The following is an 18196-nucleotide window of genomic DNA, read 5'->3' as shown; positions in this document are numbered from 1 at the left end:
GGTTTTATAAAAAATATTATTGCATATTAAAACAGAAAATATCGCTGCGCCAAAGCCACTTTATTTACTGGTTTACAGGTAATATGTTCGCCATTCACTTGCACTTCATAAGTTTCCGGATTTACGCTGATTTCCGGCATAGCATTATTGTGAATCAGGTCTTTTTTACCGATTGCACGGCAATTATGCACAGGCAGAGTCTGTTTAGATAAACCGTATTTTTTGCGAATATCATTATCCACTCCTGCCTGAGAGACAAATAACACAGCAGTATCCTGAACAGCACGCCCCAGCGCACCAAACATCGGCCGGTAAATAACTGGCTGCGGTGTCGGAATAGAGGCATTCGGATCACCCATACGTGCATAACTGATGCTGCCGCCCTTGATAATAATTTCCGGCTTAACTCCAAAAAATGCCGGTTTCCACAGAACCAAATCGGCAATTTTACCTGTTTCAATTGAGCCGACATAATCACTGATGCCCTGAGCAATAGCCGGATTAATGGTGTATTTCGCCAGATATCGCTTAATACGGAAATTGTCATTCGCACCTGTTTCTTCGGCCAGACGTCCGCGCTGCTGTTTCATTTTATCGGCAGTTTGCCATGTTCGCAGAATGACTTCTGCCACTCTGCCCATAGCCTGCGAATCTGAACTCATAATCGAAAATACACCTATATCATGCAAAATATCTTCGGCAGCAATGGTTTCAGGACGAATTCGTGAATCAGCAAACGCAACATCTTCTGCTACACTTTTATCCAGATGATGGCACACCATCAGCATATCCAGATGTTCGTCTATGGTATTAACTGTAAACGGACGGGTAGGATTGGTGGAAGCTGGTAATACATTCGGATACATCGCAGCTTTAATAATATCCGGAGCATGCCCGCCACCTGCACCTTCAGTATGAAAGGTATGGATTACACGGCCATTAATTGCCCGCATGGTATCTTCAAGAAAACCGCCTTCATTCAGCGTATCAGTATGAATTGCCACCTGCACGTCCATCTCATCGGCTACCCGTAATGATGCATCGATGACAGCGGCTGTAGCACCCCAGTCTTCATGGATTTTTAACCCCAGTGCTCCGGCATTTATCTGTTCACGCAGCGGCTCCAGAGTCCCACAGTTACCTTTGCCGAAAAAACCAAGGTTAACCGGTGCTTGTTCAGCAGCCTGTAACATTTTCTGAATATGCCATGCGCCCGGTGTGACTGTGGTGGCATTGGTACCATCGGCCGGACCAGTACCACCGCCAATCATGGTAGTAATACCCGATTCGATGGCATGAGTAATCTGTTGCGGAGAAATAAAGTGAATATGGGTATCAATCCCGCCTGCGGTCGCGATCAGGTTGGCGCCATTATGCACTTCGGTAGCAGCACCAATAATCATTCTGGGGTGCACTCCGTCCATTGTATCCGGATTCCCTGACTGACCTACAGCAACAATTTTGCCGTCACGAATACCAATATCAGCTTTTACAATGCCCCAATAGTCCAGTATCAGTACATTAGTGATAACCATATCAAGCACATTTTCATTACTGCGCGTTGCTGTAGCAGACTGTGCCATTCCGTCCCGGATGGATTTACCACCACCGAATTTTCCTTCATCACCATATGTAAGCAAATCACGCTCTACTTCTGCAAATAATTCGGTATCACCCAAACGTACTTTATCGCCTACTGTTGGTCCGTAAGTAGCAACATATTGCCGGCGGGAAATTTTCAGGCTCATAGCTGGTTTCTTTGTCTAAATAATTTGTATCGATTTTTCGGTAAGTTATTTTTGCTATTAATCAGAATATATACATCAATCTGTTATTGCTCAGTCAGATAAATTATTCACTGTTTACGCTGCCATTTATGGCATTATGAAAACCAAATATTTTTTTGTGCCCGCCAAATTCCGTCAGTTCTACCGTTTTCGATTCTCCGGGTTCAAACCGGACTGCGTTACCGGAAGGAACATTCAGACGCATGCCGCGTGTCTGTTCCCGCTCAAACTCAAGTGCCGGATTGGTTTCATAAAAATGATAGTGGGAACCCACTTGTATCGGACGATCACCACGATTAATGACAACAATGGTCATTGTACGGCGGTTCTGATTGGCCATAATGTCATCTGCGGCCAGAATATATTCTCCCGGAATCATGCTGTTTCTCCTGAATTTGTTTTGAGCAGATATTATTTGCTGTTTAATAATAATTCGCCTGCAGCTAATCTCAGAATAACTGGCGTTTATTTCAGCGGATAGGCTGATGTACGGTAACCAGCTTTGTACCGTCCGGAAAAGTAGCTTCAATCTGGACTTCATCTACCATATCAGCAACACCTTCCATAACATCAGCAGTGGTGAGCAGTGTTGCTCCGTACTGCATGAGTTCGGCCACGCTCATACCATCCCGTGCAGCTTCTTGTAGCTGGCTGCTGATATAAGCTATCGCTTCCGGATAGTTTAGTTTTACTCCCCGCGCCCGCCGTCTGGCCGCAAGTTCTCCTGCCAGAAACAGCATTAGTTTTTCCTGTTCGCGACTGGTTAGATGCATTGTTTCTCTCTGTAAATTATTGGATTGATGAATTAAATTTATATGACTTTATTATATATCTTAGATAGATTTATCTATCTTTGTAATATTGATAAATTTTATAAATGATCAGACATAGAAAAATAATTAAAAATATTCTTCCTAAGATGGCGCCAGTTTTATAAGTGGCACTATTTTCATCCACATTCGCAAAAGCATTTGTTATAGGAATAGTAAATATGGCACTTGACCATAAAAAATGTTTTATATATTTCATAATCGGATTAAATTTGAGTTAAAAAAATTAGCTTTCAAAATCATTATTTAAACTTAAATTTATTAAACAAATGTTATAAAAACATAATAAACTTAAATAAAACAGTTTGTACAGTTAAATCGAAAATCCATATATAAAAATACCTGCTCTGATTACTTATACCGTAATAGGAGCAGGCATTTTAAATTATTTAATTTTTTGAGCTTTTTAACTTGTTTTACATTAATTAAATCACACCCTGAGCTTTAACCCGCGGCTGACTATCCAGCTTATTCAAAGCAGACAGATAGGCTTTGGCACTGGCGACAATAATATCTGTATCAGCACCCTGTCCGCTTACCAGATTACCTTCACGCGATAAACGGACTGTAACCTCACCCTGACTTTCAGTACCAGCAGTAATGGCATTAACTGAATACAGTTGTAAATCGGCTGTGCTGTGCGCTTCAGATTCAATGGCTTTGAATACCGCATCAACTGGTCCTGAACCATGACCGCTAGCCCGTTTTTCGTTTCCGTCCAGATTAAAAACAATTTCTGCTACCGGCTCTTCTCCGGTTTCACTGTGAATACTCAGAGATACATATTTGTAACGATCCGGTGCGCGGCTAACCAGCTCATCTGAAACCAGCGCATGCAGGTCTTCATCGAAAATTTCACGTTTTTTATCTGCAAGCTCTTTAAAGCGGGCAAAGGCTGCATTCAGTGCTTCTTCACTATCCAGCTCGATACCCAGCTCCTGTAATTTAGTCCGGAAAGCATTACGACCGGAAAGTTTACCCAGTGTAAGTCGGTTTGTACTCCAGCCAACTGATTCAGCAGACATAATTTCATAAGTTTCGCGGCATTTCAGCACCCCATCCTGATGGATACCGGATTCATGGGCGAAAGCATTAGCGCCTACAATGGCTTTATTTGGCTGGACAGGATACCCGGTAACTGTAGAAACCATTTTTGAGGTAGGAACAATTTGTGTGGTATCAATATTGGTTTCCAGACCAAAAATGTCGTGACGGGTCTTCAGTGCCATGACTACTTCTTCCAGACTGGCATTACCTGCCCGTTCACCCAAACCATTAATAGTACACTCTACCTGTCGTGCACCACCGCTTACGGCGGCCAGTGAGTTTCCTACGGCCAGCCCGAGATCATTATGACAGTGTGCCGACCAGATAACCTTATCACTGCCGGGTGTTTTCTGAATCAATTCACGGAAAAATGCCTCAGTCTGAAAAGGAATAGCATAACCCACTGTATCTGGAATATTGATGGTAGTAGCACCTGCCTCAATAACTGCCTGACAAATCTCGGCAAGAAAATTGATATCACTGCGCAATGCATCTTCGCAGGAAAATTCCACATCATCAGTATATTCGCGTGCAATTTTTACTGCTTTAACTGCGGTTTCTTTAACCTGTTGTGGTTTCATGCGCAGTTTATGTTCCATATGCAACGGACTGGTAGCAATAAAAGTATGAATGCGTTTGCGCTTTGCTGGTGCAATGGCTTCTCCGGCCTTACGTACATCTCGTTCATTAGCCCGTGACAGTGAACATACCGTTGCATTCTGAATAATTTCGGCAATACTGTGAATAGCATCGAAATCACCCGGACTGGCAGCAGCAAATCCTGCCTCAATTACATCTACACCTAATTTCTCCAACTGGCGTGCGATGCGGATTTTTTCTTCTTTGGTCATGGCTGCACCCGGCGACTGTTCTCCATCGCGCAGGGTGGTGTCAAATATAATGACTCGATTATTGGTACTGGTCATTCTTGGTCTCTCCAAGGTAGTGTTATTGTGTTGCATAAATGCATTGATATCCAGCGGCTTATTTTGTTTCTCAGCCATTAGAATAATTTTTTGTAACTGATTTAATGGTAATGAACCACGCTTACGCCATTTATAAATAGCAGCTGTAGAAGCAGCATTATCTGGATAATGTTGTTTGAGTGCTTCTGCCAAAGCATTGACGCCACCAAAATAGGCAATTAAGCGGTCTATATTCAATTGCATAACTGACCTTTTGTCCAATTTACTCATTCTATTGTGCTACAATATATTCCGTTAAGCTAATATACGTAAAATTAGACATTAAAGCAAGTTAAATTTCTATTTTTCTTAATGGAATAATTTTATTTAGACATTTTAGACAAAAGAAAGATAATTATTTTTGAGTTTATACTTGTGATAAAAAAACCGCCGGTTTATCTTTTATTTAGATAAATGGCGGTTGTATGGCAAACAGCTGTGATTTTAATTTGCCAGATCTCCTTTCAGAGCAACACCTGCAATCACTCCGCCGGCATGACATTCATATTCTTTTGTACTAGCCATACTGTTTTTCTTATAATAGCTGACAATATTGGTTACTTTACTGGCATTATGAGCAACGGCCTGTTCCTGTAACTGTTTTACAGCAGATAGAAATGCCCAACGGCAGGCTTCTTCATCTGTTTTGCCTACACTATTGGTTTTACGGTTGCTAACCAAACCGGCACGCACTACCCGTCCGGAACTCTGAGCAAAATAAACTTTTATTTTCGGATTCAATACCTGTGCAGCTTCCGGTGCATTAATTGCATCCTGAATAGACAAAAGCAATTTATCATCACGTGCATAAGCAGCAGACACACAAGCCAGCAATGCTGCCAGCGTTATTACTTTAGAAAACTTTTTCATTCCTTACTCCTTTTAATTAATGAAGTGTACTACATGATGAATCAAGATTGTCTGATTTTGCTCGCATCATCCGAAGTCTCCGGACAATACAGTAACCTGAAACTGGATCAGGCAGACAAACAGCGTTTACAGAAAAATCCGCATTTAGCTCAGCGTACCGACTGGCAAAGCAGCCGGTTTTTGAAACAGCAGCTTTCAGCTTTCTATAAACGGCTTTCTCTAACACATAAGAAAGGTTATGCCGGTTTAATCGCCTGCTCTTCAATACAGCATATTCCAGGTATTGATATGGAGTATGCACAGGAACGTGATTTTATATCACTGGCAAAGCTCTGCTGTACAGATAACGAACAGAAATGGCTATCTGAACAGCAGAATCTATCTTGCTCTTTTTACCAGTTATGGACGCTCAAAGAAGCATTGATTAAAGTCAGACACGGTCAGTTATCTGATATGCACCAATATAATTTAATACCTGACGGATATGATGGAATTTATATTCCGGCATTGGATATTCCGGTTCAGGCATACAGCTGTATTGTCGATAATTGCTGGCATATCAGTGTAGTCTATCCTGCTGACTGCTCGGCATCCCCGTTAAATTGTACTTATGGATTTGGTTGCTGGCATAACTACAAATTTAACTGGCATCAATGGCCCGTTAGCTCATCCGTTTAAATATCAGAGATGAATTTACCCCTCCGAAAGCAAAATTATTATTCATAACAAACTCTGTATCAATTTCGCGGGCTTTATTGACAATATAATCCAGCTCACCGCACCGGCTATCAATCTGATTGAGATTCAAAGTTGGTGCAAACCAGCCTTCATTCATCATGTGAATTGAAAACCATGATTCCAGTGCGCCGCAGGCGCCAAGAGTATGTCCAAGATAACTTTTTTGCGAACTGATCGGCACGTATCCGAATACATCCGCCGTAGCAAGAGTTTCCGCAATATCTCCCTGTTCAGTTGCTGTACCGTGACCATTAATATAACCAACCTCAGCAGCCGGTAGATGCGCATCTTCAAGTGCCATCTGCATACAACGGCGCATTGTCGTACGTTCCGGTCGGGTGATGTGTGACCCATCACTAGTACAGGCAAATCCCACAACTTCAGCATAAATTCTGGCTCCGCGTGCTTTAGCCATTTCGTACTCTTCCAGTACAAGAATACCTGCACCTTCTCCAATAACCAGTCCATCACGATCAGCATCATAGGGACTTGGTGATAGCTCCGGAGTCTCATTACGCAAACTTGTTGCATATAACGAATCAAACACGAAAGCTTCAGAAACACATAACTCCTCACCACCTCCGGCCAGCATCATATCAATTTTGCCAGATTTAATTGCTTCATAAGCATAACCAATTGCCTGATTACCTGAAGCACAGGCACTGGATGTAGGAATTACCCTTCCGGTCAGACCAAAGAAAATTGACAAATTAGCAGCCGTAGTATGCGGCATTATACGTACGTAGGTATTGGCATTAAAATTTGCAGAGCTGCCATTAAGAACAAGTTCGCTGATGTCGCGAATATCCTGCGGACTGCCTGTAGACGAACCACATGCTACACCCATCCGCCCGTCCTTAATAGACTCATCTCCGAGCAGTCCTGCATCTGCCAGTGCATTTTCAGCGGCCTGTGTACACATCTGGGCTACTTTTCCCATACTGCGCAGTTGTTTGCGCGTCCAGTGTGCAGGAGGAGAATAATCTGCCACCGGTGCAGCCAGTCTGGTATTTAAATCCTGATACCGATCCCAGCTTTCCATACGGACTACTTTATTTTTATAAGCCAGCAAACCGCTTTTAACTGAAGCCCAGTCATTCCCAAGCGCGCTGACACCGCTCATGCCTGTAATCACAACACGTCTCAACATAAACCTCCGTTTACAGCCAGCACCTGCCGGGTAATGTAAGCAGCCTGCTCTGATACCAGAAAAGCTACTGCATGGGCTACTTCCTCAGCCCGTCCCATACGATTCATAGGTATAGCCTTCAGAATCTCAGCAACAGGTACATGTTCATCAATCATTTCTGTTTCGATCAGCCCGGGCGCTACACAATTAACAGTAATTTTGCGTCTGGCCAGCTCAACTGCCAGTGCCTTAGCTGCCCCAATCATACCGGCTTTGGATGCACTGTAATTTACCTGTCCCCGATTACCTATTATTCCGGAAACAGAAGCAACGCAAACAATACGCCCGGCTTTCCGCCGGCGTATCATGGGCATCATCAGCGGATGCAGTACATTGAAAAAACCATCCAGATTGGTATCCAGCACCTGATCCCAGTCATCGTTACTTAGTGCCGGAAAAGCGTTATCACGGGTAATACCAGCATTCAGTACTACACCATAATAAGCACCATGCTGTTCGATATCATTTAGTAAAACTTCCTGACAGGCTTGCCGGTCACTGATATCAAAAGTCAGTATGCGGCTGTGAGAGCCAAATGCCGCTATTTCAGCAGCTACTTTTTCGGCATCAGCACGCCGGCTGCGACAATGCAGTACAATATCCCAGCCAGCCTGAGCCAGCGTCAGTGCGATTGCTCTGCCGATTCCGCGAGCGGAACCGGTAACCAGAATGGTTTTATCATTATTCATCATGTATTAGATCATTTTCAGTAGGACTGTATACATTAAGTGCTGCTTCCGCCAGTAACTGATTCGGATTTCTGGCTTCATCACACAGCCATAACTGGCTGTCAAAAACGCCAAAGCCGTTTGTATCCTGTAAAGAAGCATGAATTTTAATCTGCAAGATAACGGGTACTGGTAATGCTGAAAAATAAAGCTGAAGCTTTCTTGTTCCCAGTAAAAAACCCAGCCGCACCGGTTCACCGGCGTCATGAGCTAATGCACCGGCCCATGCCGCTACGCCCTGCGCCATGATTTCCATTGCTGCCCATGAATGAAGACATTCTCCCGTAACCAGGATCTGATTTGGTTTTACGTATGCATAGGCTGTTAAGCTATGTTCATCATAATTTACAATTTCATCCAGTAGCACCATTTTGCCACTATGCGGCAGCAGGGAAGCCACATCATAAATCGGGGTTTGCATTATTGCTCCCCATAATCAGTGCGGTATTATTACCACCAAAAGCAAATGAAGTACTTAATGCTATGCGCGGACTATCAGCATTGAATGCTTCTTGAAATTGTGTCAGATGAATGAATGCTAATTCGGGATCAAGATTTGTTTTTGCCCGATGCGGGGGTAATTTACCATCAGGATTAATTTGGCGACTGATTACTGTCCATAAAAAAGCTGCTTCGAGTGCACCTGCTGCCCCAAGTGTATGACCAGTAAGTGCTTTAGTTGAAGCACAGGATACTTCCTCACCCAATTCGTTATGAATAGCCAGCGCTTCCATAGCATCATTCTGAGTAGTGCCAGTACCATGCAGATTAACCCAGCCAATAGCACTAGCCGGCAACTGTGCTTTATGTAAAGCCTGCTGAATTACTTTTCTGGCTCCTTCTGCATCAGGTCGCGGACTGGACATATGATAGGCATCACTGCTTGAACCATATCCTAATAGAGGCAGACCTCTGGCCGGATTCCGGGTCATTACAAATACAGCTGCTGCTTCACCAATATTGATACCATCGCGCATGGCGGTAAATGGCTGACATTGCCCGGAAGATAATACCTGTAATGCATGAAAACCATTAATAGTCAGCGCCGAAAGAGTATCTACTCCGCCACAAATTACAGCGTCGCACATACCAGTACGCAATAACCGTGCCGCACTTATGAGTGCTCGTGCTCCTGAAGTACAGGCAGTTGATATACCATAGCGGATATTACGCAGCTGATACATCTCAGCCACAAAATCTGCCGGTGAAGACATTAACTGCAAGGTCTGATTATAACCACTGTTTGCCCAGTCCTGCCGCGTAAAACCATACTCAATAGCGGCCCTGTTATCATCACTGCCAGTTGTCGATGTACCGAGTACAACTGCTACCCGATCGGTCCCATATTCAGTAATGGCAGCCTGAATGTCATCTTCAATCTGTAAAAGTGCGTGCCAGAGCAACTGATTATTACGACTACAGAAATCCGGATTCAATCCGGCCGGAAAAGGTCTTAATGCTGTCTGGACTGATCCGAATAAATATGATTTACCGTTTACCCAGAAATCGCTACGGGTAAGATAGCTGTCTGCTTCACCCAGCAAAGCACTTATATGCTCATGCACACCATAGCCGAGAGCACTGACCATAGCAGGACGACTTAGAAAAACCGGTTTATTCATCAGTCACCTCCCGGATTTTCCAATGCTGTTTATGCCATTCTATTTCTGCAGCCATACCATCTGTACCAGAAGAAACTCTTACATCATTCAGTTTAGCAGGTACAGACCAGTGATACTGATGACCAAGATAAACATAGGCAGCAGTAAATAGCTGACGTGCTTTGGGATTAGGAGGTAAAAAACCGTCATTATGCCATTTTCCCTGTTGCAGAATCTGTCTGGATATCGGCGCACCTAAACCATCAACCTGTACAAACCGCCATTGCTGCTCCGACAACGGTTCTATTAACAGCAAACTGTTACTGCCATCTTTATCTGTAACCTGCAAAGTGAGCGTTTGCTTCAATACCGGTAACGAATCAATCACAGGTAAACTTTGACAGGCGCTCAGACAAAACAACATCATCAGCCAAATAACAAAATTCTTTAACATATTTTGGCTTGACCACAAATTTCTGCCAGAACAGCCAAACGACGTTCTGAATTGATAACATAAGGGTTGGTTTCATCCCATGCATAGCCGGCAAGAATAGAGCTTATCATGCGTCTGATTTCAGGATTTATTTTTTCAGCATATATAACATCCTGAAAAGCTGTGCTATACCAGCCATTGACATAAGTCTTAAAGGTATTAATACCTATCTGTAATTTATCAGCAAAATCCTGCTGCCAGTTTACTGTTTCTCCGGAAAACTGCCGGTGCAGCACATCTGTAGCCAGTTTGGCCGAATGCATAGCAATCGTTACGCCGGATGAAAAAACCGGATCAAGAAATTCTGAAGCATTGCCTAATAAAGCAAAGCGTTTTCCATACAGACTTTTAACGTTAGCAGAATAATTGCGTAAGGTCCGGAATGGTACATCGTTGTGCCATTGTGCATTGACCAGAATGCGTTTGAGCATGGGCACTTCACTGACAAATTTTTGTAAAATAGCCTCCGCACCCTCTGCTCCATGATTGTTCAGACATTCCGGCAGGCCGACCACACCAATAGAGGTACGATTGTTACTGAACGGAATAAACCAGTACCACACATCACGTAAATCAGGATGGGTACATATCAGAATTTTGTTACGGTCAAATACCGGATCTGTAACATTATCATCAATATGAGTAAAATAAGCCATGCGTTCAGGCAAGGAAGACGGCTGTTCCAGATCAAGCAATTTTGCCAATACCCGTCCGTATCCGCTGGCATCCAGCACAAATTGCGTCCGAATCTGATAAGGCACTCCCTGTGTATCCGTTACTGACAGAACAGCAGCATCCTCCTCAAACTCAATTCCGTTAACACTGTGCTCAAAACGAACTTCTACGCCCTGTTTCTGCGCTTCACTAATAAGAATATGATCAAAACGCCCCCGCATTACCTGAAAGGTAGTACCCGGACCCGGTGAAAATTTATCGGTAAAATCTATAGTGGTATAGCGATCACCCCAGCTAAATGCCGCACCATTTTTAAACTGGAAACCATCGGCAGCACCTGCATTTACTGCTTCCAGCATTCCGGCCTCTGCAATAAATTCCATGCAATGAGGTAACAGGCTTTCACCAATCACAAACCGAGGAAAAACTTGTTTTTCAAGTACACAAACCCGATAACCTTTTTTATTTAATAAAGCACCGGCTATAGCTCCGGACGGACCGGCACCAATTATTACTACATCAAACTGACTCATTACACCTCCCCCTGTTATCGGCTCCGGGCAGCAAGGCCAGAGCCAGTATCATGCTAAAAAATACCCCAAGAGCAACACTGCGACCAAAACTGGCAATAGCCGGAGTTGCACTGAAACCAAGAATAGCAAACGAAATCATTGTTGTTGTCGCAGCCAGCAATACACCGGCCAGACGTTCGGCTACTGCCATCTGTTTGACGGAAACATAAATTGCATAATCCATACCTATTGCCGTTACCAGAAACAGACCAAAAATAGCAAATAAAGACAATGGCCAGCCTGCATAAGCAAATACAGCCAGACAGGCTAATGAAGACAAAACAGGTACAGCCAGCATTAAAAGTCCTTTACGCCAGCCAAAAGCATAAGCCAGCAATACGATGGCTACCAGATAAGAAGCTATCTTCAATGCAATTGCCTGATTTCGCGTATGTGTAAATAACTGATTTAATGCCTGTAAATTATTGACAAAATAAATACCGTTATTTTTGTCGGCCAGCTTCTGTAAAGCAGTAACCTGACTTACTCCTGACAAACTGACAATAGCCGCAACTTTTCCATTACTCATTTTGCCCAGATACAAATCCTGCCATGCGGTTCCCAGTTCATTATCAAGACTTTGAGAAATTGTTTGCAAAGGTAGTTTTTGTAAACCAGTCAGATAATCCCGGATACTGTGTTCATCTATGCCCAAATTAACTAAATCACGCCAGTTATCTGTATTGCTTAACAGACGACTTACATCCTGCTGGCGCTGCTTTTGGATGCTAAACGGCATAACCCACTGATCAAGAGACTGAAAACCGGATAATTGTTTTTGTATAACTAAATCCTGTAATGATTTGCCCAGAGTACGACTTTTCAGTAACAATTCATCATCATTATCTGCCTGTAATACAAAATACTGTCCGGACGGCATCGTCTGAGTAAGTAAACCGATTTTTTGTGCCTGTGCCATCCATTGTGGTGACAGATTAGCCCACTGGCGGATATCATCCTGAGTGTTCAGCCTTAATAAGCCTCCGCCCATAAGCAGCAGAATCAGTAATACCGGCCATTTTTTCTGTACCATAATCTGCCTCTTGCGGACAATAAATTTACCGAAAGACAACATGGCACTCAAAGCCTGAGGATAGATATATGCCTGAGTAGTAGAAAAAAATGCAGGTAAGCAAAGTAAGCTGAATAAAAATGCACTAATCAGCGCAGCAGCAGAAAATATCGCCGTCTGCTGCAATATCGGCAAAGGTGTAATCAGTAAAGCCGCATAACCCAGTAAAGTAATAATCAAACTTAATAAAAAGGCTTTAGCTGCAATATGTAAAGCCTGCCAGCGATTCCATTGCTGCTGAATCACGCCACTGGCCAGCCAGTGCAAAGGAAAATCCAGCAATACACCCATCAGACTGGTTCCCACTACCAGAGTGAGAATATGGATATGTCCGAAGAGCATTACGGTAGCTGCCAGACCAAATAAGATACCTACTGCCAGAGGAAGCAACAAATATAAAATACGCAGACTGCGGAAAAGCAACAACAGCAGCAGAAAAGTTAAACCCATACCCAGTATACTCATATACTGGCTTTCCTTCTCTCCGGTGGCTTTATTTTCTGCGGCAAAAATAGCACCTCCAGCCATCAGTACCTGCACATCCTGAGATGCCTGAGTATCATGAATTACTTTAAGAAGACCATCTGGTACATTAATCAGTCCGGCTTTTTCCGGTAAACGCGCCCGTAGTAAAACCCATGTAGTATCACCATCATCTATATTCAGCCAGCCCGTCTGAAAATTATAATAAACAGGTCCGTCCTGACTGGCCTGATGCATAATGATGTTACCCAGTCCGAGCCAGTCCTGATCAACAGGCAATATGCTACGCTCAGTAAACGGATTAACGAGTGTTTGCGCCTGTCTGGCAAAAGCTTCTTCAGGCTGATTGATAATATTGCGCCAGCTTTGTTCTGAAACGACAGCCAGGCTCAGTCGTTGCATACTGGCCTGCAAAGCGGCAATATCTGGCTCAAGTTTACCTGTAACAGACTGGAATATATGACTATCCTGCCATTTTTGCTGAATCATCTGTGCCGCCTCAACCGCCTTGTCAGGCGATTTACTGCCCACTAAAACCACAATATCACGGTTCATGCGCTGATTCATGCGCATTTTAGCCATTTGCTGTGCCTGTGTATTCTGCCCGTCATCAGGCAACAGGCTGGTTAAATCAGTATCCAGACGATTCTGTTGCAGAAAGCTATAAAATAACGCTACCGCCACAAAAAATATCAGCAGTAAATAAAGACCAGCCCAGACACGTTTACGGTAAAATGGCATTTTGCTCAAACCTGTTCAGGGCTGTATTAATTTTCAAAGCGGAAAATGTAATTTCCGTACGATCGCCCTGCACTTCAGACAGTACAATTTTTTTCACCGACTCATCACCCTGAATATCAATTTTGGTGAAAATTTGTTTCATCAATACACTTTTCGGCTGCAATTGTAATTTCCAGTTTTGAGCAGTACCTTGCAACTGCATAGTAAACTGGCTTTGTATGCTATTGGTTTGCCCGGCAAGCAGATCCAGAAAAAGCTTTACCTGATTTTTTTGCGCACTGGCTGATTGTTTGCTGGCAATCCATTTATTATTGGCGTTTAGCTGATCAATACCTGATTTACGCACCCTCATGGTATCTACAAAAGGTTTTTTCATCTGCCATAATAAGCCGGCTTTTGGTACCAGTACAAACTGTCCCTGTGCAATAATGGGTTTATTGGTACCACGCAAAAAACGCTGCTGCGTGAAATCACCTTTTATATTTTGCGGCCGTTGCAATTGATTTTGTAACTCAGTTAAATCAAAAGCCCATAACAATCCACTAAACAGGCAACACCAGCAAATAAATAAAATTTTTCTCAACATATTAATCTTCCCCTTTCAAACCATTTTGCATGGCACTCCGCACTGCCTGTAACCAGCTTTTCGGAGTCTGAAACTGAGTTTCCCGTGTCTGCATACACACAGCAACCTGCATACTTGATGCCTTGGTAAGCTTTTTGCCGCTGATAATGTCACTGATGACATAATCAAACTTCAAACAGCTTTCATATTCTTTTAATACAACTTCAACGCGGATTTTCTGTCCGAAAACAGCCGGTCGTACATACTTGAGATTAAGTTGCACAATCGGCCAGCCATAACCGTTGGCTTTCATGACATTGTAATCATAACCTATAGCACTTAAAAAAGCACAGCGTGCTACTTCCAGATATTTGACATAATGTCCGTGCCAGACAATATCCATTGAGTCGACATCAAAGAAAGGTACTTCAATAATCACACTGTGCCGTAACTGCTTATATTGCCCTGTCATCCTGATTCCAAAAATCAAAAAAATTAAACCATTGTCTTGGTGCTTTACAGCAATAAGTACCTAATAATTGAGCATATTGCTGAACATATTGTTTAATACAATGCTCCCTTTTTTGCCGTTTCCAGTTCACATTTGCTGCAAAACGCTGAATATGTAAATGATACTTACCCTGCTGTTTAAAGCAGAACAAGGTATTGACTGGTACTTTTAATAATCCGGCTAATAACCATGGTCCCTGTGGCCAGTTTGCTGTCTGCCCGAGAAAAGGGATGGCTACAATTTTCTCTCCTCTTACCGGTACACGGTCAGCAGCAATAGCCAGCCACTCACCACGCTGCACTCTTTCATTCAGCTCCATCATTACCTTTGTATCCAGAGATGTCACCTGAATTAAACGAATCCGTGAAGCACCGGCGTCTTTTAAAGCCTGATTAAATTTCACTGCATGGCTGCTATGAATCAGCACATTCAGTATAAGACTCTTATGTTTTTTGACTAATGCACGGCAGATTTCTGTATTACCCAAATGTGAACAGACAAATATCTGACCCGTAGTACCTGCAACAGGCTGATCAATATACTGAGTAAGATTATCCGGATCATGAATAATCAGATCTTCATATCTGATGCGCCCCTGCCAGACCGCGAAGCGGTCGACTATAGCCTGAGCAAAAGCATAAAACTGCCGGAATACAGATCCTTTTACGGACAGAATCCGGGACAGCTCTGTATGGTTTTCTGCTAATAAATGCTGATAACAGGCAACATTTCGGCGTGCCGATGACGCGGTCAGATAAAAATATGCCACTACTATACAAACTATCGGTGACAAAAGTAGTACAGGACAATATTTAACTAGATAACGGGTCAGAAGCAAGGCAAAGCTACTTCCCCGTTCCTGCTGATTAGCCCAGTGGCGAATTGAATTAGCCATGGAGCTTCCTTTTCCGGCGATTTCGTAAAATTTCCGGTAAATTCAATAACATATTGAAAAATAAACGCGCATGCATTTTGGAAATCAGAACATTATCCTTCCAAACACGAAAATGGGAAATACCATCGGAAGCATAAGTAATCGGCGTATCAATCCAAATAAAGACACAGCCCCGCCGATGCAGATACACCAGCAGCTCAGCATCAAAATCCATGTAATTACCGATATTTTTTTCTCTGATCACATCAATGGTAGGAACCAGCGGATAAATACGGAATCCGCACATTCCATCCTGAATATCCATTGATAACGTATTTACTGCCAACCAGAAATTAGTAATTTTACGTCCATAAAGACGTGCTTTTGGTGTATCGTCATTGTAAACCGGTCGCCCGCAAATAACTGCATGAGGCTGTGCTTCAGCGGCAGTTATCAGTTTTTGCGTATCTTCCAGACAATGCTGTGCATCAGCATCCACCTGTAAAATATGTGTATAGCCATGTACGGCAGCATACTTTATGCCATCCTTAACCGCTGCACCTTTGCCACCGTTACAGGCACGATAAATTATTTCAATACCGGGTTGTAATAATTCATGTAATTGCGTACGAATTGTTTCATCAGAACCGTCATCTACAATCAGACAATCTATCCCGTAGCCCAACATTGACTGAGCTACCTTACCTACTGTATGCAAATGGTTATAATGCGGAATCAATGCCAGCACTTTCATGATGCATCACTTTCACTATCAGGTATCACCAACCGGCCGGAAGTAATTTTTTTATCCTGCATTGTGCATTGAAAGGAAATTTTTCTGCGGACACAATCACGCTTAAATACCAGTTCAACAACATCAGCCGGCCGGAGAAAATGTTGAAATTTCAGATTTTCCATTTGTAACGGTGCCTGAACCAGCCATGAACATTGTTGTAGCAGTTCTATTATCCATTTAATCTGAATAACGCCCGGTACCAGATGAAATACATCGAAATGACCTTTGAAATACTCCAGATCCAGAGGGACCTGAATACGTAACCAGTATTCATCTGCAGAAATCATTTTTTGATCCAGAACAACAGGGTTGATAACTGGCTGTAAAATGGCCTGTTGTACATCCTCCGGATTCAGTTTACTTTGTGTATTGCGCGGTAACACTGTTGTAAACCGCCAATGGCGCGGCAAGGCAATTTTTTCCTGACTTTTAGCCAGATAGTTTTTTAACTGATGAATAATAACTTTGCGTCCCTGTTTGCACCATTCCTGAATGCCGGTATCGGTCAAAGCCACCCATGCAGCGAGATGAGTACCCTCAGGATGCTTTAGAATATGAATATCAGCAACCCATTCATGCTGCATAAGCTGATTTTCCAGTTGCATAAGGGAAATACGTTTATCTGCCAGTTTGATAATCCGGTCTATCCTGCCTAACAAATCAAAACCATTTTCATGTTCCACCACTGCATCAGCCAGTAATTGCTCGGTAGTACAGCGCTGCGACTGAACAGCCAAACCATTCTGACTAACGCTATAACTAATATCAGGAAGAAACTGCCAGTATGGCTGTTTGATTCGACTGGCTACCGCGCCAGTTTCAGTACTACCATAAATTTCAATTACTTCAGAGCAGATATGTTCATGCAAAAAATCTTTATTGGTTTGTGCCAGTATTCCACCGGCAGAAATAACAGCACTCACATGCCCTTTAGCCAGAGAGATATCATGAGTTTGCCGGAATGTATGCAGTAAAGTCGGGCTGCTGATCCAGATCACTTTTTTAAAAGCCTGACTAGTTACCAGCAATAACTCCGGAAAAATAAGGCGCTGGCGATAAAGCGGCAATCCCAGATACATGCTGAGCATAATAAGAAAGCTCAGCCCATACATATGCTGTACACTGACACTGCCCAGCACAACCGGCCAGTCTTTGATAACTGAATCCGGTAATACCGCTGCCAGAATCTGTGCCTCAAGACACAATACGTTCCAGTCTTTTTTAATCAGTTTGGCTTTACCGGTAGAACCTGATGTTTGCAAAAATACCGCGATATTATTTATTGGCTTTCTGTCAGACTCACTGTAACTCTGTGAAATCCATGCAGATGCCGGTAATGACGGAATATTTAGTTGATTATTAATTTCATCAGACAGATAAATATCTACAGTCTGCTCCAGCCACTGAGCATTTTCATCAGAAAGATTAGCCGGCAGATAAACATCTGTACCGGCCTGCACACATGCCAGTAAAGCGATAGCAAAATGAGCATTATCATCAAAATACAGACCGGCACGTTTGACAGAATGATCAGACAAATACTGGCTTAATGCCGTTATGTGTGCCATGGCCTGCTGCCAGCTCAGGCTGCTCTGACCAGTAGTAAATAAAGCCTGACTTCGGGCCCGCTCTGCCCAGAATTGCTCTGACGTCATCATA

18 protein-coding genes are annotated in these 18196 nt (G+C 43.1%); 1 reads left to right on the top strand and 17 read right to left on the bottom strand.

The annotated features are described in order from the left end of the window. Nucleotides 1-26: 26 nt before the first annotated feature. The 5 genes from ureC to H3V01_RS00560 form a co-directional block, all read right to left on the bottom strand. Nucleotides 27-1748, bottom strand: a complete 1722-nt coding sequence (gene ureC, locus H3V01_RS00580; RefSeq protein WP_198185638.1) for an urease subunit alpha — start codon at nt 1746-1748, stop codon at nt 27-29. 103 nt (nt 1749-1851) lie between these two features. After that, the gene (locus H3V01_RS00575; protein ID WP_025330074.1) at nt 1852-2166 is read right to left on the bottom strand and encodes an urease subunit beta; all 315 of its coding nucleotides are present in this window, start codon (nt 2164-2166) and stop codon (nt 1852-1854) included. A gap of 91 nt (nt 2167-2257) precedes the next feature. Next, the gene (ureA, locus tag H3V01_RS00570) at nt 2258-2560 is read right to left on the bottom strand and encodes an urease subunit gamma (protein WP_037392615.1); all 303 of its coding nucleotides are present in this window, start codon (nt 2558-2560) and stop codon (nt 2258-2260) included. Nucleotides 2561-3042: 482 nt separating this feature from the next. Beyond that, nucleotides 3043-4833, bottom strand: a complete 1791-nt coding sequence (locus H3V01_RS00565) for a 2-isopropylmalate synthase (RefSeq protein ID WP_084548094.1) — start codon at nt 4831-4833, stop codon at nt 3043-3045. Between the two features lie 240 nt (nt 4834-5073). Continuing rightward, nucleotides 5074-5499 carry a hypothetical protein gene (locus H3V01_RS00560; protein WP_037392613.1) on the bottom strand — a complete coding sequence of 142 codons (426 nt, stop codon included), beginning with the start codon at nt 5497-5499 and terminating at the stop codon, nt 5074-5076. 33 nt (nt 5500-5532) lie between these two features. On the opposite strand from H3V01_RS00560, the gene H3V01_RS00555 reads away from it, so the two are divergent. Then, complete coding sequence (locus tag H3V01_RS00555) at nt 5533-6177, top strand: 4'-phosphopantetheinyl transferase family protein (RefSeq protein ID WP_198185637.1); 645 nt, start codon at nt 5533-5535, stop codon at nt 6175-6177. Here H3V01_RS00555 and H3V01_RS00550 read toward each other — a convergent pair. Genes H3V01_RS00550 through H3V01_RS00495 form a run of 12 tightly spaced genes read right to left on the bottom strand, consistent with a single transcriptional unit; the run spans nt 6161 to nt 18195 of the window. Then, on the bottom strand, nt 6161-7387 hold the full coding sequence (locus tag H3V01_RS00550; RefSeq protein ID WP_198185636.1) for a beta-ketoacyl-ACP synthase: 1227 nt from the start codon (nt 7385-7387) through the stop codon (nt 6161-6163). The two genes, H3V01_RS00555 and H3V01_RS00550, sit on opposite strands and share 17 nt — an antisense overlap. Continuing rightward, nucleotides 7381-8115, bottom strand: a complete 735-nt coding sequence (gene fabG, locus H3V01_RS00545; protein WP_025330068.1) for a 3-oxoacyl-ACP reductase FabG — start codon at nt 8113-8115, stop codon at nt 7381-7383. Before fabG ends, H3V01_RS00550 begins: the two co-directional genes overlap by 7 nt. Beyond that, the gene (locus H3V01_RS00540) at nt 8108-8575 is read right to left on the bottom strand and encodes an ApeP family dehydratase (protein ID WP_025330067.1); all 468 of its coding nucleotides are present in this window, start codon (nt 8573-8575) and stop codon (nt 8108-8110) included. The genes fabG and H3V01_RS00540 overlap by 8 nt, the downstream gene beginning before the upstream one ends. After that, a complete protein-coding gene (locus H3V01_RS00535; RefSeq protein ID WP_084585852.1) occupies nt 8556-9776 on the bottom strand; it encodes a beta-ketoacyl-ACP synthase in 1221 nt (406 codons plus the stop codon). Before H3V01_RS00535 ends, H3V01_RS00540 begins: the two co-directional genes overlap by 20 nt. Then, the gene (locus H3V01_RS00530; protein WP_198185633.1) at nt 9769-10209 is read right to left on the bottom strand and encodes a hypothetical protein; all 441 of its coding nucleotides are present in this window, start codon (nt 10207-10209) and stop codon (nt 9769-9771) included. The genes H3V01_RS00535 and H3V01_RS00530 overlap by 8 nt, the downstream gene beginning before the upstream one ends. Then, nucleotides 10203-11456 (bottom strand): NAD(P)/FAD-dependent oxidoreductase, encoded by a 1254-nt coding sequence (locus H3V01_RS00525; RefSeq protein WP_041879316.1) that lies wholly within the window; start codon nt 11454-11456, stop codon nt 10203-10205. Before H3V01_RS00525 ends, H3V01_RS00530 begins: the two co-directional genes overlap by 7 nt. Continuing rightward, nucleotides 11443-13791 carry an MMPL family transporter gene (locus tag H3V01_RS00520; protein WP_198185631.1) on the bottom strand — a complete coding sequence of 783 codons (2349 nt, stop codon included), beginning with the start codon at nt 13789-13791 and terminating at the stop codon, nt 11443-11445. The genes H3V01_RS00525 and H3V01_RS00520 overlap by 14 nt, the downstream gene beginning before the upstream one ends. Beyond that, nucleotides 13775-14377, bottom strand: a complete 603-nt coding sequence (locus H3V01_RS00515; RefSeq protein WP_198185629.1) for a LolA family protein — start codon at nt 14375-14377, stop codon at nt 13775-13777. The genes H3V01_RS00520 and H3V01_RS00515 overlap by 17 nt, the downstream gene beginning before the upstream one ends. A 1-nt stretch (nt 14378) precedes the next feature. Beyond that, nucleotides 14379-14828, bottom strand: a complete 450-nt coding sequence (locus H3V01_RS00510; protein WP_198185627.1) for an acyl-CoA thioesterase — start codon at nt 14826-14828, stop codon at nt 14379-14381. Beyond that, nucleotides 14812-15762: an LpxL/LpxP family acyltransferase gene (locus H3V01_RS00505; RefSeq protein ID WP_041879321.1), complete on the bottom strand. Its 951-nt coding sequence runs from the start codon at nt 15760-15762 to the stop codon at nt 14812-14814. Before H3V01_RS00505 ends, H3V01_RS00510 begins: the two co-directional genes overlap by 17 nt. Continuing rightward, nucleotides 15755-16495, bottom strand: a complete 741-nt coding sequence (locus H3V01_RS00500; RefSeq protein WP_041879324.1) for a glycosyltransferase family 2 protein — start codon at nt 16493-16495, stop codon at nt 15755-15757. Before H3V01_RS00500 ends, H3V01_RS00505 begins: the two co-directional genes overlap by 8 nt. Next, on the bottom strand, nt 16492-18195 hold the full coding sequence (locus tag H3V01_RS00495) for an AMP-binding protein (RefSeq protein ID WP_198185625.1): 1704 nt from the start codon (nt 18193-18195) through the stop codon (nt 16492-16494). Before H3V01_RS00495 ends, H3V01_RS00500 begins: the two co-directional genes overlap by 4 nt. Between the last annotated feature and the right edge of the window lies 1 nt (nt 18196).

It is taken from the genome of Snodgrassella sp. M0351 (assembly GCF_016100575.1).
In the GTDB taxonomy this organism is placed as follows: domain Bacteria; phylum Pseudomonadota; class Gammaproteobacteria; order Burkholderiales; family Neisseriaceae; genus Snodgrassella; species Snodgrassella alvi.
Note: the sequence above shows the minus strand (reverse complement) of the source record. Positions and strands in the feature narration are given on the sequence as shown.

What these genes read in the sequence shown, in the direction of transcription:
- H3V01_RS00500 (WP_041879324.1), bottom strand. Translation starts at nt 16,495, where the DNA reads ATGAAAGTGCTGGCATTGATTCCGCATTATAACCATTTGCATACAGTA.
- fabG (WP_025330068.1), bottom strand. Translation starts at nt 8,115, where the DNA reads ATGAATAATGATAAAACCATTCTGGTTACCGGTTCCGCTCGCGGAATC.
- H3V01_RS00535 (WP_084585852.1), bottom strand. Translation starts at nt 9,776, where the DNA reads ATGAATAAACCGGTTTTTCTAAGTCGTCCTGCTATGGTCAGTGCTCTC.
- H3V01_RS00520 (WP_198185631.1), bottom strand. Translation starts at nt 13,791, where the DNA reads ATGCCATTTTACCGTAAACGTGTCTGGGCTGGTCTTTATTTACTGCTG.
- H3V01_RS00560 (WP_037392613.1), bottom strand. Translation starts at nt 5,499, where the DNA reads ATGAAAAAGTTTTCTAAAGTAATAACGCTGGCAGCATTGCTGGCTTGT.
- ureA (WP_037392615.1), bottom strand. Translation starts at nt 2,560, where the DNA reads ATGCATCTAACCAGTCGCGAACAGGAAAAACTAATGCTGTTTCTGGCA.
- H3V01_RS00555 (WP_198185637.1), top strand. Translation starts at nt 5,533, where the DNA reads ATGATGAATCAAGATTGTCTGATTTTGCTCGCATCATCCGAAGTCTCC.
- H3V01_RS00540 (WP_025330067.1), bottom strand. Translation starts at nt 8,575, where the DNA reads ATGCAAACCCCGATTTATGATGTGGCTTCCCTGCTGCCGCATAGTGGC.
- H3V01_RS00495 (WP_198185625.1), bottom strand. Translation starts at nt 18,195, where the DNA reads ATGATGACGTCAGAGCAATTCTGGGCAGAGCGGGCCCGAAGTCAGGCT.
- H3V01_RS00575 (WP_025330074.1), bottom strand. Translation starts at nt 2,166, where the DNA reads ATGATTCCGGGAGAATATATTCTGGCCGCAGATGACATTATGGCCAAT.
- ureC (WP_198185638.1), bottom strand. Translation starts at nt 1,748, where the DNA reads ATGAGCCTGAAAATTTCCCGCCGGCAATATGTTGCTACTTACGGACCA.
- H3V01_RS00515 (WP_198185629.1), bottom strand. Translation starts at nt 14,377, where the DNA reads ATGTTGAGAAAAATTTTATTTATTTGCTGGTGTTGCCTGTTTAGTGGA.
- H3V01_RS00525 (WP_041879316.1), bottom strand. Translation starts at nt 11,456, where the DNA reads ATGAGTCAGTTTGATGTAGTAATAATTGGTGCCGGTCCGTCCGGAGCT.
- H3V01_RS00550 (WP_198185636.1), bottom strand. Translation starts at nt 7,387, where the DNA reads ATGTTGAGACGTGTTGTGATTACAGGCATGAGCGGTGTCAGCGCGCTT.
- H3V01_RS00565 (WP_084548094.1), bottom strand. Translation starts at nt 4,833, where the DNA reads ATGCAATTGAATATAGACCGCTTAATTGCCTATTTTGGTGGCGTCAAT.
- H3V01_RS00530 (WP_198185633.1), bottom strand. Translation starts at nt 10,209, where the DNA reads ATGTTAAAGAATTTTGTTATTTGGCTGATGATGTTGTTTTGTCTGAGC.
- H3V01_RS00505 (WP_041879321.1), bottom strand. Translation starts at nt 15,762, where the DNA reads ATGGCTAATTCAATTCGCCACTGGGCTAATCAGCAGGAACGGGGAAGT.
- H3V01_RS00510 (WP_198185627.1), bottom strand. Translation starts at nt 14,828, where the DNA reads ATGACAGGGCAATATAAGCAGTTACGGCACAGTGTGATTATTGAAGTA.